At 63.0% G+C, this 14,660-nt stretch carries 13 protein-coding genes; 4 read left to right on the top strand and 9 right to left on the bottom strand.

Going from position 1 to position 14,660, the window contains the following annotated elements:
- Positions 1 to 601: 601 nt before the first annotated feature.
- Positions 602 to 1,405: an SDR family oxidoreductase gene (locus ACNA1V_RS00985; RefSeq protein ID WP_415831697.1), complete on the bottom strand. Its 804-nt coding sequence runs from the start codon at positions 1,403 to 1,405 to the stop codon at positions 602 to 604.
- Between the two features lie 225 nt (positions 1,406 to 1,630).
- Between ACNA1V_RS00985 and ACNA1V_RS00980 the strand changes: the two genes are divergently transcribed.
- A complete protein-coding gene (locus ACNA1V_RS00980; RefSeq protein WP_415831696.1) occupies positions 1,631 to 2,311 on the top strand; it encodes an epoxyqueuosine reductase QueH in 681 nt (226 codons plus the stop codon).
- A 66-nt stretch (positions 2,312 to 2,377) separates the two neighbouring features.
- A complete protein-coding gene (locus tag ACNA1V_RS00975; protein WP_415831695.1) occupies positions 2,378 to 3,256 on the top strand; it encodes a PhzF family phenazine biosynthesis protein in 879 nt (292 codons plus the stop codon).
- Positions 3,257 to 3,375: 119 nt separating this feature from the next.
- Here ACNA1V_RS00975 and ACNA1V_RS00970 read toward each other — a convergent pair whose 3' ends face one another.
- The 3 genes from ACNA1V_RS00970 to ACNA1V_RS00960 form a co-directional block, all read right to left on the bottom strand.
- Complete coding sequence (locus tag ACNA1V_RS00970; RefSeq protein ID WP_415831694.1) at positions 3,376 to 4,362, bottom strand: diaminopimelate dehydrogenase; 987 nt, start codon at positions 4,360 to 4,362, stop codon at positions 3,376 to 3,378.
- Positions 4,363 to 4,477: 115 nt separating this feature from the next.
- Complete coding sequence (locus ACNA1V_RS00965) at positions 4,478 to 5,290, bottom strand: DODA-type extradiol aromatic ring-opening family dioxygenase (RefSeq protein ID WP_415831693.1); 813 nt, start codon at positions 5,288 to 5,290, stop codon at positions 4,478 to 4,480.
- A gap of 59 nt (positions 5,291 to 5,349) precedes the next feature.
- Positions 5,350 to 6,285: a LysR family transcriptional regulator gene (locus tag ACNA1V_RS00960; RefSeq protein ID WP_415831692.1), complete on the bottom strand. Its 936-nt coding sequence runs from the start codon at positions 6,283 to 6,285 to the stop codon at positions 5,350 to 5,352.
- Positions 6,286 to 6,405: 120 nt separating this feature from the next.
- On the opposite strand from ACNA1V_RS00960, the gene ACNA1V_RS00955 reads away from it, so the two are divergent.
- Positions 6,406 to 7,332: a pyridoxal-phosphate dependent enzyme gene (locus ACNA1V_RS00955; RefSeq protein ID WP_415831691.1), complete on the top strand. Its 927-nt coding sequence runs from the start codon at positions 6,406 to 6,408 to the stop codon at positions 7,330 to 7,332.
- On the opposite strand, the gene ACNA1V_RS00950 is transcribed toward ACNA1V_RS00955, so the two are convergent.
- The 4 genes from ACNA1V_RS00950 to ACNA1V_RS00935 form a co-directional block, all read right to left on the bottom strand.
- Positions 7,289 to 8,125 (bottom strand): MetQ/NlpA family ABC transporter substrate-binding protein, encoded by an 837-nt coding sequence (locus tag ACNA1V_RS00950; protein ID WP_415831690.1) that lies wholly within the window; start codon positions 8,123 to 8,125, stop codon positions 7,289 to 7,291. The two genes, ACNA1V_RS00955 and ACNA1V_RS00950, sit on opposite strands and share 44 nt — an antisense overlap.
- A 56-nt stretch (positions 8,126 to 8,181) precedes the next feature.
- A complete protein-coding gene (locus tag ACNA1V_RS00945; protein WP_415831689.1) occupies positions 8,182 to 9,222 on the bottom strand; it encodes an isopenicillin N synthase family dioxygenase in 1,041 nt (346 codons plus the stop codon).
- Positions 9,223 to 9,264: 42 nt separating this feature from the next.
- The gene (locus ACNA1V_RS00940) at positions 9,265 to 10,071 is read right to left on the bottom strand and encodes a MetQ/NlpA family ABC transporter substrate-binding protein (protein ID WP_415831688.1); all 807 of its coding nucleotides are present in this window, start codon (positions 10,069 to 10,071) and stop codon (positions 9,265 to 9,267) included.
- 61 nt (positions 10,072 to 10,132) lie between these two features.
- Positions 10,133 to 11,428: an O-acetylhomoserine aminocarboxypropyltransferase/cysteine synthase family protein gene (locus tag ACNA1V_RS00935; RefSeq protein ID WP_415831687.1), complete on the bottom strand. Its 1,296-nt coding sequence runs from the start codon at positions 11,426 to 11,428 to the stop codon at positions 10,133 to 10,135.
- A 346-nt stretch (positions 11,429 to 11,774) separates the two neighbouring features.
- Between ACNA1V_RS00935 and mgrA the strand changes: the two genes are divergently transcribed.
- The gene (gene mgrA, locus ACNA1V_RS00930) at positions 11,775 to 12,848 is read left to right on the top strand and encodes an L-glyceraldehyde 3-phosphate reductase (RefSeq protein WP_415831770.1); all 1,074 of its coding nucleotides are present in this window, start codon (positions 11,775 to 11,777) and stop codon (positions 12,846 to 12,848) included.
- Positions 12,849 to 12,914: 66 nt separating this feature from the next.
- Here mgrA and ACNA1V_RS00925 read toward each other — a convergent pair whose 3' ends face one another.
- On the bottom strand, positions 12,915 to 14,540 hold the full coding sequence (locus tag ACNA1V_RS00925; protein ID WP_415831686.1) for an ABC-F family ATP-binding cassette domain-containing protein: 1,626 nt from the start codon (positions 14,538 to 14,540) through the stop codon (positions 12,915 to 12,917).
- Between the last annotated feature and the right edge of the window lie 120 nt (positions 14,541 to 14,660).

Genomic DNA, 14,660 nt, shown 5'->3' with positions numbered 1-14,660 from the left:
AGACACAGGGGCCAACCTCAAGAAAACAGGGCTTTCCAAAGGCAGAACCAAGGAAAAATCCACACCCATCCCTTGTGTGGCATGCGTTTAAGCCGCTTTCCCCATGACCGCATCCGTTGCTGCGCAGTGCCCCGGCAATATACCCGGATCGCCAGGAAGCGCAAGCGCCATTCACGCGCCCGGATGCAGTGCAAAGGACGCGAACACCCGGCGCCAGGCCAGATCTGGCGGCCATCAGGCCCCGAAAACTTATCCCCAGGGCCTGTGAATAAGTCGGTGGAAAAGCTTGGCATATGTCATGCAAACGCAATAATGACGAGCGGGGCTGGTTGACTGAGCAAAATTTGAACACTGCCGCCATTTTCTCGGCAGCCGCCCTCGTCCAACCTACTCCCGCACCTCCAGCGCGTGCCTTTAGCACCTACCCTCTACCCCTGCCATGCACAGCCGCCGCACCCGCAGCAGGCGGGGGCTGCAGGGCCGGTAGGCAGCGAGCGGCGCCCGCTGCGCTAGCTGCCACACAGCCACCAGCACCGGACTGCGTCAGGAAACCGGCGCAGGCGACAGCGACGCGCGCTGCCCGGCTGCCCTGTTCCCGCAATCACTGATCCAGCGTCGCGCCGCCATCGACCCTCAGATCATGCAGCGTAATATGGCTCGCCCGCGCCGACAGCAAAAAGAGCACGGCATCCGCCACCTCGTCGGCTGTCGCCAGCTTGCGCAGCGGAATGCCCAGACGGTATTGGTCCGGCTCTCCGGCGATCAGGTTCTCGCGAGACAGCTCCTGGCGCAAGGGCGCATACGGCAGCACCATTTCCGTTTCTCCCGGAGACACGATATTGCAGCGCACGCCATAGCTGGCCAGCTCCAGCGCCAGGCAACGTGTCAGCTGGGCAACGGCCGCCATAGAGGCCGCATACGCACCCATGCCCGCTCGCGGCGTTGCCGCCGCACTCGAACCGATATTGACGATCGCCCCCCTGCGCCTGGCCATCATGCCCCGCGCCACGACGCGATTGAAGTTGAATGCCCCCATGGTGTTGACTTCGAACGCCCGCATCCAATGGGCCGGCGCCACCTCCACGATACGCCCCAGCTGCAGCAGGCTGGCCGCGCTGACCAGCTTCTCGATGGGGCCGAGCATCTGCTCTGCGGCGGCAACCGCCAGTTCGACAGCCGCCGCGTCGCTGACATCCAGATTGGCCAGATGCAACTGCGCCGGGGCGGCATCTGCCTCCAATACCTGCAGGCTTGTGCCCAGCTGGTCGAATACCGCTACTTTTGCGCCCGCCGCCAGCAAGCGGCGGGCGAGCACCAGCCCGACCCCACTTGCCGCACCGGAAATCGCAACGCAGACACCGGCAAACTCATCGGTATATCCGTGGTACCCCGCGCTTTCCGACATACCCTTCCCCTTCTTTCATTTTCACGCTCTTCCAGGCCTGGCCGGACATACTTTTTAACATCGACTTCCCCCGGCAGGAGGCCAGGAGGCGGCCTCGTCGTAGAAACCCTGAGACAGAATGAAACTCCTGCCCGCTCGGCGTGGCTAGCCGCAGGGATTCGGCCTAAAATGCCGAGTTCCGGATAAGTTTTGAAAGCCAGCGCCCTAACGCCTGGCTCGCCTGCCATGACGACTACAGACACACTCGCCAACCGTAAACCGCTGCAATTGCCTGCCGGCCGCAAGAAAGTGCTGCTGCATTCCTGCTGCGCGCCCTGTTCTGGCGAGGTCATGGAAGCCATGCTTGTCTCCGGCATCGAATACGACATTTTTTTCTACAACCCGAACATCCACCCGGTACGCGAATACGAAATTCGCAAGGAAGAAAATATCCGCTATGCCGAACAGCACGGCATCAAGTTCATTGATGCCGACTACGACATGGACAACTGGTTCGATCGCATCAAAGGCATGGAAAACGAGCCCGAACGCGGTATCCGCTGCACCGCCTGCTTCGACATGCGCTTCGAGCGCACGGCGCTCTATGCCCACGAACACGGCTATGACACCATCACCAGCTCGCTGGGCATCTCGCGCTGGAAGGACATGAACCAGATCAACGGCTGCGGCGAACGCGCCGCCGCGCGCTACCCCGAACTGGTTTACTGGACCTACAACTGGCGCAAGGGCGGCGGCTCGGCGCGCATGATCGAAATCAGCAAGCGCGAACAGTTCTACCAGCAGGAATATTGCGGCTGCGTCTATTCGCTGCGCGACACCAACCGCCATCGCCGCGACCAGGGCCGCGAACGTATCAAAATCGGTGTGAAATACTACGGCGTGGAAGAAACCTCGCTGGAAGACTGATCCTGCCCGACGCGGCCTGCCCGACGCGCCGCAACCTTCCCCCTGCCCCCGCACAGAGAGCCCGCCATGCCCAGCTCACGCTCACGCCGTTTCATGCAGATAGATGTGTTTTCGGCGCAAGCCTATCAAGGCAATCCGCTGGCCGTGGTGCTCGACAGCGAAGAAATCAGTGATGCCGCCATGCAGCGCTTCGCCAGCTGGACCAACTTGTCGGAAACCACATTTCTGTTGCCGCCCAGCCCCAGCGGCCAGGCAGCCGGGGCGGATTACCGGGTTCGTATCTTCACGCCCGGCGGCGAACTACCTTTCGCCGGCCACCCCACGCTGGGCAGTTGCCATGCCTGGCTGACGGGCGGTGGCAAGCCGCGTACCGAAGGCCTGGTCATCCAGGAATGCGCACAAGGCCTGGTTCCCTTGCGGCGCGACCCCGTCAGCGGCCTCTGGGCCTTCGCTGCCCCTGCCATGGCATGCGGCGACATCGACCCCGGCCAGTATGAGGCACTGCTCCGCGCAGCAGGTTTGTCCGCCGGGCAGGTCAAGGATAGCGCGATCCTGGCCAATGGCCCGACCTTCCGCGCCTTGCTGCTGGATACGCCGGCATCCGTCCTGAACCTGACGCCGGATCTGCCCGCCCTGCATGCCCTGGACATACAGCTGGGCGTGGCCGCACGCCATGCGCCCCCCGGCGGCACGAGCGCAGACCTGGAAGTCCGGGTCTGGTTCAACACCGGCAGCACCTTGACCGAAGACCCGATCACCGGCAGTTTCAATGCCAGCCTCGCGCAGTGGCTGATCGGCCGCGGCCATATGGCCGCGCCATATCTTGCCAGCCAGGGAATCAACCTGGGCCGGGCCGGACACGTGCATCTCTCGCAGGACGACAGCGGCCAGGTCTGGGTAGGCGGCCATAGCAATACCTGCATCAGCGGCGAGGTCATACTCTGACCCATTCCGCAGCCAGGTGCCATCGCGGTTGGCCCACGGCGCTTCGTCCCACAAACCTGCCCTCCGTCGCTGGCCATGCCGCCCATGGAGCAGCGTCAAGGCCGGCGGCGACACACCGGTTACAGCAATTCCTTGCGCAATTCCGCTGCCGATTTCGGTGACAGCAGGCCTGGCGCGACGTCCAGTACGCTGCGTGCCCCCCGTTCGCCCGCCTGCTTCAGCCTGTAGGCTGCCCGTGCGTATGCCACCAGCACGCTGGATGTGAATTCCGGGTTGCTGTCCAGCGCCAGCGCATATTCCATGATCTGCTTGCTGCCTGCGCCCGTGGTGCCGCTGCGGATCACAAAACCGCCATGCGGCATGGCATTGTGTTCCTGGCGCAGCGTCTCGTCGGAAATGAAGGTAACGGTCGTGTCGTAGTCGGCAAAGTAATCCGGCATGCTGATGATGGCCTGGCGAACCTGTTCGGGGTCGGCGCCTTCGGCGAGCACCACGAAACATTCACGCTTGTGCTTTTCACGCGTGTTCAACACCGGCTGCTCGCCATCGCGCACGCGCTGAACCGCTTCCGGTACCGGCACTGTGTACTGCACGCCGCCCTTGACGCCGGGCACGCGGCGCACCGCATCCGAATGTCCTTGACTCAGGCCCTTGCCCCAGAAGGTATAGGTAGCACCTTCCGGCAGGATGGCCTCACCGAACAGCCGGTTGAGCGAAAACAGGCCCGGATCCCAGCCCACGGAAATCAATGCCACGTTGCCGCCAGCCTGAGCCGCCTCATCCACGGCCGCAAAATACTCAGGGATCCGGGCATGCGTGTCAAAGCTATCGACCGTGGTGAAATTACGCGCCAGCGCCGGGCCTTGTTCCGGCAAATCGGTGCGCGAGCCGCCACAGAGAATCATCACATCCACCGCTGCACGGAAATTCCCGATGTCGTCCCACGGATGCACCGGCACAGCGGGATCCAGCAGCGTCACGCTGGCAGGCGGACGCCGGGTGAATACGCCCACCAGTTCCATATCGCCATTCTGTGCCACGGCCGATTCCACGCCACGGCCCAAATTGCCGTAGCCTGCGATGCCAATCCGGATTTTCTTACTCATTGTCCCATTCCATCCAGCCAATATGAAAAACGCCGCCCCTGCCGGCTGAACAGGGCATGACGTACAAAAAAGAAGAAATTTTACCCGCAGCCTCTGTGCGGGCGTCGCTTCAGTCTCAGCGCCCCGGCGCCCCGAAGCGAAAGCTCGATACCGTCACGCCGCCACGGAACCCGGTCTCGTGATAGGTCAGTGCGGCCTGATCCTGCTCTGCCGCCCCGACGGCCACCATGAGCGGCAACAAATGCTCTTCGCGCGGATGCACCTGACGGGCATAAGGCGCCGCTTCCCAATCGAGCAAGGCCTGGGTGCGCTCGGCCGCCGGCAACGCCATGGATGCGCACAGCCAGGCATCGAACGCCGTCGAACTCTCTTGTGCTGCCGGGCCGAAGGCGCGCAGGTTGTGGTAGCTCAAGCCGCTGCCAATGATCAACACCCCTTCCCGGCGCAAGGGCGCGAGCACACGTCCCAGCTCCACATGAATGCGCGGCTCCAGCCCCGCCATCAGCGAGAGCTGCACGATGGGCATATCTGCTTCCGGATAGGCCACCACCATCGGAGAATAGACGCCGTGGTCATAGCCGCGCAGGCCATCGCTGGCCACCGGCAACCCGGCCGCCCGGATCATGGTTTCGACCTGCGCTGCCAGCATCGGGTCGCCAGGCGCCGGATACGTGACATGGTAAGTGTGCTCGGGAAAACCGTAGTAGTCGTAAATCATGGGTGGGCGCGGATGCGCCTGCACTGTGAATGCCGGTGCTTCCCAATGCGCGGACACCATCAGAATAGCCTTGGGTTTAGCGCCGGCATCCTCCGGCATACGGCGCAGCGACTGTGCCAGACCGGCATAGGGGCCATCCAGCATCCCTGCCATCCAGGGCCAGGGACCACCGCCATGGGAAATGAAAAACGTGGGAAGTTCTTGTGTCATGCGAGGCCATTCTTAAAAATAGGGGCGGCACGGCCGGCGCCAGTGCCGGCAACATCCGCTCAGGTATCGGGGGACAGCGTGGGCGCCTGCCCCAGCCGCTCTGCCAGAAATGTCATCAATACCCGCAGTTTAGGCGGCAAGTGCCGGGTTGGGGGATAAAGGATCCAGGCCTGCCCGCTGTAGTGAGTACGGAACGACCACTCGGGCAGCACCTGCAGCAGATGCCCTGCCTGCAGGGACTGGCGCGCGGTGAAATCCGGCAGACTGGCAATTCCGAGATGATGCAGGGCCGCATCCAGTCGTACCCCGGTATGGTTGGCGGCATAGCGCCCACGCACCGGCACCGTCACGCTTTTGCCGGCACGCACGAATTTCCAGCGCGCATCGGCCGGCGCTTCGCCCAGATAGATGCAGCTATGCTGCTTCAGATCCTGCGGATGCCGGGGAGTACCGTAACGTTCAAGATAGGCCGGCGTCGCGCACAGCATGTGTTCTATCGCCACCAGCGGCCGCCCCATCAGCCCCGGCGGCGGCTGATCGGTAATGCGGATCGCCAGATCTATGCCGGCTTCGATCAGATCCAGCGGCCGGTCATCCAGACGCAGCTGGATATCTACCTCGGGGTAGCGCTGCAAGAATTCCGGCATATGCGGATGCAAGACGAAGCGTCCGACGGCCTTGGGCACACTGACGCAAACCCTGCCGCGCGGCACCTCGTCATAGCACCCGGCACTGGCCATCACGGCCTGCGCCGCCTGAACCATGTCCGTACACCCCGCGTACACCTCACGCCCGCTCTCGCTCAGGCGCAGCTTGCGGGTCGTGCGCAGCAGCAGACGGGTCCCCAGCGCTTTTTCCAGCCTGGCCACCGCCCGGCTGGTGGCCGATGGCGTACTGCCCAGCTGCCGGGCCGCGCCGGAAAAACTGCCGCATTCCACCACCCTGGCGAATACCGCCATTTCCGTCAGCAACGCCACATCCTGATTTGTGCTCATAGCGCAAATATTATTTGAATAGACAGGTAATTATCGCTTACGCAGCAATTTCATACACTGGCTTTCAGCACATGCCGTCCCGTTAACCGATACCACCTCTCATTCATTGCACCAGTTATCATGCCTTTGCACCTCAACAGCCCGCTCCTGGATTCCGAGCCCCTGAGCCAGGCTTCCCATCGCCGTATCCGGCTCAAGCTGGACATTCTGCAAGCCCCTGGCTCCTTCAAGATACGGGGCATCGGGCTGGCCTGCGAAAGCTACGCCCGGCAAGGCAAGCAACGCTTCATCGCCTCATCCGGCGGCAATGCCGGCATCGCCGTCGCCTACGCGGGGCGCCGCCTGGGTATTCCTGCCGTGGTCGTGGTACCGCAATCCACCCCTGAACCCGCGCGCGAACGCATCCGCCAGCAGGGTGCGACATTGATCGTGCATGGCGCTGCCTGGCACGAAGCCAATGCCCTGGCCCAATCATTGCTGACCGACACGGATGCCTTCATTCACCCTTTCGATGATCCCTTGCTCTGGCAAGGGCACGCTTCCTTGATAGATGAACTGGCAGCCTGCAGCGCCGCCCCGGATGCCATCGTGCTATCCGTGGGCGGTGGTGGCCTGTACAGTGGTGTCGTGGAAGGCCTGCGCCGCAACGGTTGGGACAAGGTCGCCATCATCGCGGCCGAAACCGCTGGCGCGGACTCCTTCGCACGCGCCATCGCTGCCGGAGAACGCATTGCACTGGACGCCATCACCAGCGTGGCAACGTCGCTGGGCGCCAGGCAAGTCTGCGAACAAGCCTTTCAACTGAGCCGGCAGCATCCGACCCGCCCGGCCGTCGTCAGCGACGCCGCCGCCCTGCAGGCGTGCGAGCGTTTCCTGGATGACCACAGAATGCTGGTCGAACCCGCCTGCGGCGCCGCCCTGGCGCTGCCTTACGATAATGCGCAAGTGCTGCAGGACTACCAGGATATCGTCCTGATAGTCTGCGGTGGCGTGATCCTGCCGCTCAATGCACCGGGATCACAGAGCCCTCATAACGATCGCGGATGAAGGTCGCCATTTGCGGGGATTCTAGGACTTCGGCCAGCCGCGTCACCCGCGCGTCCTGCGCCAATGCCGGGGAAGTCACCAGCACATTGGCATAGGGATTGTCCGCGACACGCTCCAGCGCCAAGGCATCCCGGGCCGGTTTCAGGCCGGCTTCCAGCGCGTAGTTGCCATTGATAATGGCCAGATCCACATCCGGCAGCACCCGTGGCAACAAAGGCGACTCGACTTCGGAAATGCGCAACTTGCGCGGATTTTCGGCAATGTCCGCCACGCTGGCCAGGCCCTTGGACGGATCCTCCAGCCCCGGCCGCAGGCGCAGCAGGCCCTGGTCCTGCAACAGGAACAAGGCGCGGCTGAGATTGCTGGCGTTGTTGGGCAATGCCACCACGGCGCCGTCAGGCAGATCCCTCAGATTGGCATGACGGCGCGAATACAGGCCCAGGGGCTCGATATGCACAGTCGCCACGACGGCGAATTTCTGCCCCAACGCTTCTTCCTGCGTGCGCAGATAGGGCACATGCTGGAAAAAATTCGCCTGCACATCGCCCCCCGCCAACAAGGCATTGGGATTCACACCATTGGGAATTTCAATGATTTTCAGCGCCAGGTCATCCGCCAACTGCCCGGCCTGTTCCAGAATTTCCGCGTGGGGAATGGCGTCTGCCGCGACGATCAATGTCGTTTGGGCGACTGCGCTGGTGCCCATTGCTCCCAGGCAAACCGCCAGGCCGGTCAGTACATGGCGCCATCCTGCCTGGCGGCGCAACGTCACTCCCGCAATATTGTTCTTCATTCTTGCCGCTCCCATAGAAAAATCGCAACCTTCCGGCCATCTGGCCGGCTCGACACTCAGGCAGGCGCGCCCGCCTTTTCGAGCACATCCGCGTAATAGCGTTGCGCCACATCAGGATGGGAGCGCAAACGTCCCTTGAGATAGTTCAGCCCCACCTGGCGCAGCAGCGGGTTGAGCGGATCGGTTTCCGGCCCCAAGGCCTGGGCCGCCAGCTCGGCGGGCAAGCGATAGAGCGGCACTTCCGCATCCAGCCGCGCCCCCAGGAAGAAGGCAACCGACAGGCGATCACGCCCCGACGGTGGCGTCACCACCTGGTGCACCGTCGCGCGCAGATAGCCGTTGGTCGCCAGCTCGAGCAACTCCCCGATATTCACGACGAAAGTGTTCTCGATCGGATGCGCGTCGATCCAGCGCCCGTCCTTGCCTTCGACCTGCAGCCCACCCTGCTCGTCCTGCAGTACAAAGGTGATCAGACCGCTATCCTTGTGCGGCCCGACGCCCTGATCGCTGCCGGTCTGTTCGCGGCCGGGGTAACGGATGATCTTGGCATGTTCGTTGGGCTCACGGCCATACAGCGCGTCGAATGCATTCTCTTCCAGGCCCAGCGCCAGGGCAAAGGCGCGCAGCAAGCGCAGCGTGGTGCGGGTCATTTCCGCTTGCCACGCCTGCAATACCGGACGCAACTGCGGCAAGCTTTCCTCGGGCCAGAGATTTGGCCCCTGCAGGCGTGCCCAGGGCGGCGTATCCGGGCCAATCTCGCGCACGGCGCGTTCGGCGCCGATATCGAACTGTTCGCGCCAATCCTGCCGCCCTCGCGTGTACTCGGCCGCAGCCAGCGAATAGCCGCGGAAATGCGGCGAATGAATCATCTGCACCGTCAGCTTATCGGCCTGGGGCAAGGCGAAGAACTCTCGCGCCCGCTGTTTGACGGCCTGCAGTAGCGCCGGCGGGATGCCATGGCCGGTAATGTAGAAAAAACCGATTTCACGCGCGGCATAACGAAGATCGGCCAGGAAGGCTTCACGCTGTGCCGGGCTGCCGTCCAGCAGTGACAGATCCAGAATAGGCAGTTGTTCAGCAGTAAGATCAAGACTCATGGCAGTAAGCGCCTTTAAGCAGAAACGAGACAAAAACAGACATCAGAACGCCGGCAGCAAAGTGCCGCTATAGCGTGTTCTCAGCAATTCGCGCACCTCATCGGACTGGAAGGCGCGCGTCAAAGGCGCGACCCACGGCTGGCCGCGGTCCCGTTCCCGTACCACCAGTACATTGGCGTAAGGTCCGCCAGGCGGCTCCAGCGCAATGGCGTCGCGGGCCGGCAGCAAACCGGCCTGCGAGGCTTCGGCGGTAATAATGGCGCCGGCATCGACATCATCCAGCGCCCGCGCCAGGATCAGCGAATCAATCTCACGAATCTCAAGCTGGCGCGGGTTGGCAACGATATCCAGCGTGGTCGCGTTGTCGCCGCGTTTGACATCCAGATCCGGACGCAAGCTAATCAGCCCGTAATGCTGCAGCAGCAACAGGGCGCGATTGCGATTGGTGTCATCCCCCGGGATCCCCACCAGCGCCTTTTCCGGTAGATCATTCAAGGATTTGTATTTGCGCGAATAGATACCCAGGGGCGCACTCAGGGTGTGCGCTACCGGCGCCAGCGCATAACCATGCGCCCGTGTCTGCCCGCGCAGATAGGGCTCGTGCTGGAAGGCATTGGCGTCCAGATCGCCATCGTTGAGCGGTCCGTTGGCGTTGAGATGGCCGGTGAACACCACGGGTTTGATCTGGATGAGGCCTTCCCGCGCAGCCGCCCGGCTGGCCGCTTCAGCCACATCTTCCATGACGCCGCCGCTGATGCCCAGCCGTACCGTCGTTTGCGCCTGCACGGAGGCGGCCAATCCAAGCGTCAGGACGACCCCGGCCCATAAGGTTTTTTTGATATTCAACATGACTGAAAAACGTTTGTTCATTCGGTTTGAGCACCCGGAGCCTGCCGCTCCGGCTTCAGCATCAAAGATGCGCCAGCGCCTGCGCCAGATCGGCACGCAGATCGTCGATATGTTCGATCCCGATCGACAGGCGCACGGTTTCTTCGCGTACCCCCGCTTTGGCAAGCTCGTCGGCAGCCAGCTGGCGATGCGTGGTCGAAGCCGGATGCGTGGCCAGCGACTTGGCGTCCCCGATGTTCACGAGACGCGTAAAGAGCTGCAAGGCATCAAGAAAACGCGCACCGGCTTCGCGTCCGCCCTTGACACCGAAAGTCAGCACCCCTGACGCCTGCCCGTTCAGATATTTCCGGGCCAGTGCGTGATCGGGATGGCCCGGCAAGGCGGCATAGCTCACCCAATCCACCTTGGGGTGTGCCTGCAGGAACTGCGCAATCGCCAAGCTGTTCTGGTTGATGCGATCCAGACGCAGCCCTAGCGTTTCAATCCCCTGCAAGATCAGGAAGGCATTGAAGGGCGACAGCGCTGCGCCGGTATTGCGCAGCGGCACTACGCGGGCCCGGCCGATATAGGCCGCCTCTCCGAGAGCTTCGGTGAACACCACGCCGTGATAACTGACCTCCGGCTCGTTGAGACGCGGATAGCGGGCTTTATGCTCAGCCCAGGGGAAGCGCCCGGAATCCACGATGGCTCCGCCCAGGGTGGTGCCATGCCCGCCCAGGTACTTGGTCAGCGAATGCACCACGATATCCGCACCATGCTCAAAAGGACGCAGCAGATAAGGCGTGGCCACGGTGTTATCGACAATCAGCGGAACGCCATGACGATGCGCAATCTCGGCAATCGCGGCGATATCGGTAATGTTGCCCAGGGGGTTGCCGATGGACTCCACGAACACGGCCTTGGTGCGCGCATCGAACAAGGCCTCGAACGAGGACGGATCCGCCCCGTCGGCAAAGCGCGTGACAATGCCGAATTGCGGCAAGGTATGCGCAAACAGGTTGTACGTGCCGCCATAGAGCGTGGACGCCGAAATGATGTTGTCGCCCGCTTCGGCCAAGGTCAGGATCGAATATGTCACGGCCGCCTGGCCGGAAGCCAGCGCCAGCGCGCCTACGCCGCCCTCCAGGGCTGCCAGCCGCGCTTCCAGCACCGCATTGGTGGGATTGGTTACCCGGGTATAGATGTTGCCCTCGACCTTCAGGTCGAACAGATCAGCGCCATGCTGGGTGTCATCGAAAGAAAAAGCGGCGGTCTGATAAATGGGTACGGCCACGGCGCGGGTGGTGGGCTCGGGGGAGTAGCCGCCGTGTACGGCGACCGTCTCGAATTTCCAATCGGGTGTTTCCTGCTGCGGCATGATGCGCTTCCTTGTCTGGCAACCATTGACGAGACAAGGTTATGGGGGCCGCACCGTTTTTTGAATAACCACTTCGCAATATGCTAATGCTCAGTCAGGCATGACTGCGGCAGCGGCGCCAGGCTTCCGGCATCCGCGCCAGGCTTCATAACCAGCATGCACTTGCTCATGACTTGTTGGTACATCGCGCCCCGCGCCGGCACTCCTACAATGATTTCCACCCATGCCCGGCTCTGCGGGCACCTGTCGGATTCTGCTGGCCCGTGACCGTCACCTCGCACGTTGCCGTGCCGACGCGTCCCCCGCCGCCCCTTCCCACGCTCTCCTCACGTTCATTTTCCCGTCCATGACCCACCGCGAAGTCCGATTCCCCAATACCGTCCCAGACATCCACCGCCCCTGGCAGGCCGCCGCCGACCGCTACAGCCACCATGCCTACCGCCGCGTCGGCAGCAGTGGCCTGCTGCTGCCGCCGATTTCACTTGGCCTGTGGTGGAACTTCGGGGATGAACATCCTTTTTCCCGGCAGCGCGACATCCTCACGCATGCCTTTGATCGCGGCATTACCCACTTCGACCTGGCGAACAACTACGGCCCGCCGCATGGCGCGGCAGAAGAAAACTTCGGCCGCCTGCTGCGCAACGAGTTCCGGCCCTACCGCAGTGAGCTGGTGGTTTCCACCAAGGCTGGCTGGCCGCACTGGCCCGGCCCCTACGGCAATTTCGGCTCGCGCAAGTACCTCATCAACAGCCTGGATGAATCCCTGCGCCGTCTCAGCACGGATTACGTGGATATCTACTATTCCCACCGCGTCGATCCTGACACCCCCATCGAGGAAACCATAGGCGCGCTCGATACCGTTGTCCGCCAGGGCAAGGCGCTCTATGTAGGGATTTCTTCTTATTCCGCAGAGCGCACGCAGCGTGCCGTGGAATTTGCGCGCAGCCTGGGCACGCCGCTGGTCATCCATCAGCCGGCCTATTCCCTGCTGAACCGCTGGGTGGAAAATGGCCTGCTCGACACCCTGGAACAGACCGGCCTGGGCCTGATTGCCTTCACGCCGCTGGCCCAAGGCCTGCTGACCGACCGCTTCCTGCAGGATCGCAATGCCGCACACGCATCCAAGCGCTTTTCATTTGATGCGTCCCATCTGTCGGAAGACAATCTGCGCCGGCTGCGCGACCTGGCCGCCATCGCCCGCGCACGCGGCCAGACCCTGGCGCAGTTGGCCATCGCCTGGCTGTTGCGCAACCACCGGGTGTCCTCCGTGCTGGTCGGAGCGTCCTCCACCGCGCAACTTGATGAAAACCTGGCGGCACTTGCCAACACGGCCTTCAGTACCGAGGAACTGCAAGCGATCGACCAGGCGGTGCAAGGCGACAGCGGCATCAACCTGTGGGCGCAATCGTCCGATCTGTAGGCATCACGCCGCGCATCCGGGCAGCCTCGAACAGCAGGCCCACGCCAGGCGTGGCCGGATGCCCGGCTACCCCGCTTGCAGGCTCCAGCCCTGTTCGCTTGCAAGCAAGCGGTCGGTCAGCGCCAGCTGGCTCAGGAACGCCTCATCATGGGACACGACTACCAGGGCCCCTGCATACGCCTGCAGCATGCTTTCAAGCGCCTGCATCGAGGGCAGATCCAGGTGATTGTTCGGCTCATCCAGCAGCAGCAACTGCGGCGGCGTATCGGCATACATCACCCTGGCCAAAGCCGCTTTGAGGCGCTCGCCACCACTGAGCATGCCGCTGGGCCGCGTGACAGCCCCGGCATCCAGCCCCAAATGCGCCAGCCGCATGCGCAATTCCCCTTCGGGCAGGCTGCCATTGACCGCCTGCATCTGCGCCAGCACGGAACGCGCCGGATCCAGGTCAGCCAACCCCTGATCCAGATAGACCACCGGCACGGCAACATGGCACCTCCCCGACACCGGTTGCAACTGGCCTGCCAGCACTTTCAGCACCGTGGACTTGCCACAGCCGTTCGGGCCGATCACCCCTATCCGCTGTTGCCCTGCCACCCGTAAACTGAGTGTGCGCGTCGCGCCCTCGACATGAGGCAGCACCACTTCCTCCAGGCTGGCGACACAGCCGGGCGCATGCGATGCACCAAGCGGCGCATGCATCACGATCTCTCCGTCTTCCGCCACTTGCCGGGCCGCTTCACGCACCCGCTGATTAGCCTGCTCGCTGGCTTCGGCTTGCCAGCGGCGCAACTTGCCTGCAGACCCCTGGCTACGCTCTTTCTGCCGATCCAACAGGATTTTGGCCTGGTTCGCTTCGCGCCCCTGGCGGTTGCCGCGTGCCTGCCGCTTTTCCTGGCGTTCGCGTTGCTCGCGCAGCCGCTGTTCGTCCCGCTGGCGCTCCAGCTTGCGCTGCGCCAGGCGCTCGATCGCACTTTCCCGCTCACTGGCCAGGCATTGCGCATAAAACGTGTAATTCCCACCATAGCTGCGCAAGCCCAATGACGACAGCGCCACGATGCGCTCCATGGTGTCGAGCAAACCTCGGTCATGGCTGACCACCAGCAAACCGAGCTGCCAGCGCTGCAACTGCGCCAGCAGTGCCTGCCGGGTACGGATATCCAGATGGTTGGTCGGCTCGTCGAGCACCAGGAAATCCGCTTCCGACAACATGGCGCCGATCAGTGACAAGCGCATGGCCTCCCCGCCGCTGAGCCGGCTGGCCGCGACGGTTTCGTCGAGATGACCCAGCCCGCTACGGTCCAGTTCGTCGTGCAGGCGCTGGCGGATATCCCAAGCATCGCCCACGGTTTCGAAATCGGCAGCAGCGCTGCTGCCCGCCTCGATACGCGCCAATGCATCCAGACGTACCTGCACGCCAGTCAGGCTGGCGACCGTCGCCCCTGGGGCCGGCACCAGCTGTTGCGCCAGGTAATACACCTTGCCGGAACGCAAGCATCGTCCTGCGCTGGGCGGCAACAGCCCGGACAACAGGCGTGCCAGCACGGACTTGCCAACGCCATTGCGCCCCACCAGGCCGGTGGCACGTAGATCGAAATGTTCGTTCAGGTCGGAAAAAAGCGTCCTGCCGTCAGGCAAGACATAAGACACGCCTTCCAGCGTCAGAGATGGACTTGTATAGGGACTCGTCATGGTCACTCCAGAAATGCCAGAAACTCCCCCTGCTCATCAGGGTAGGTGGAGACTGACCGTCACAGGGACGGTGGCATTAATGGCGCATGACGAATACCTCGGCAGTAAACCCGGAATGGG

This window comes from Kerstersia similis, assembly GCF_965139615.1.
Classification (GTDB): domain Bacteria; phylum Pseudomonadota; class Gammaproteobacteria; order Burkholderiales; family Burkholderiaceae_B; genus Kerstersia; species Kerstersia similis.
The sequence above is the reverse complement of the archived record's forward strand: the minus strand, read 5'-3'. Positions and strand labels throughout refer to the sequence as shown.

Excerpts from the sequence above, each read along its gene's own strand:
- ACNA1V_RS00985 (WP_415831697.1), bottom strand. The coding sequence starts at position 1,405 with ATGTCGGAAAGCGCGGGGTACCACGGATATACCGATGAGTTTGCCGGT.
- ACNA1V_RS00980 (WP_415831696.1), top strand. The coding sequence starts at position 1,631 with ATGACGACTACAGACACACTCGCCAACCGTAAACCGCTGCAATTGCCT.
- ACNA1V_RS00975 (WP_415831695.1), top strand. The coding sequence starts at position 2,378 with ATGCCCAGCTCACGCTCACGCCGTTTCATGCAGATAGATGTGTTTTCG.
- ACNA1V_RS00970 (WP_415831694.1), bottom strand. The coding sequence starts at position 4,362 with ATGAGTAAGAAAATCCGGATTGGCATCGCAGGCTACGGCAATTTGGGC.
- ACNA1V_RS00965 (WP_415831693.1), bottom strand. The coding sequence starts at position 5,290 with ATGACACAAGAACTTCCCACGTTTTTCATTTCCCATGGCGGTGGTCCC.
- ACNA1V_RS00960 (WP_415831692.1), bottom strand. The coding sequence starts at position 6,285 with ATGAGCACAAATCAGGATGTGGCGTTGCTGACGGAAATGGCGGTATTC.
- ACNA1V_RS00955 (WP_415831691.1), top strand. The coding sequence starts at position 6,406 with ATGCCTTTGCACCTCAACAGCCCGCTCCTGGATTCCGAGCCCCTGAGC.
- ACNA1V_RS00950 (WP_415831690.1), bottom strand. The coding sequence starts at position 8,125 with ATGAAGAACAATATTGCGGGAGTGACGTTGCGCCGCCAGGCAGGATGG.
- ACNA1V_RS00945 (WP_415831689.1), bottom strand. The coding sequence starts at position 9,222 with ATGAGTCTTGATCTTACTGCTGAACAACTGCCTATTCTGGATCTGTCA.
- ACNA1V_RS00940 (WP_415831688.1), bottom strand. The coding sequence starts at position 10,071 with ATGTTGAATATCAAAAAAACCTTATGGGCCGGGGTCGTCCTGACGCTT.
- ACNA1V_RS00935 (WP_415831687.1), bottom strand. The coding sequence starts at position 11,428 with ATGCCGCAGCAGGAAACACCCGATTGGAAATTCGAGACGGTCGCCGTA.
- mgrA (WP_415831770.1), top strand. The coding sequence starts at position 11,775 with ATGACCCACCGCGAAGTCCGATTCCCCAATACCGTCCCAGACATCCAC.
- ACNA1V_RS00925 (WP_415831686.1), bottom strand. The coding sequence starts at position 14,540 with ATGACGAGTCCCTATACAAGTCCATCTCTGACGCTGGAAGGCGTGTCT.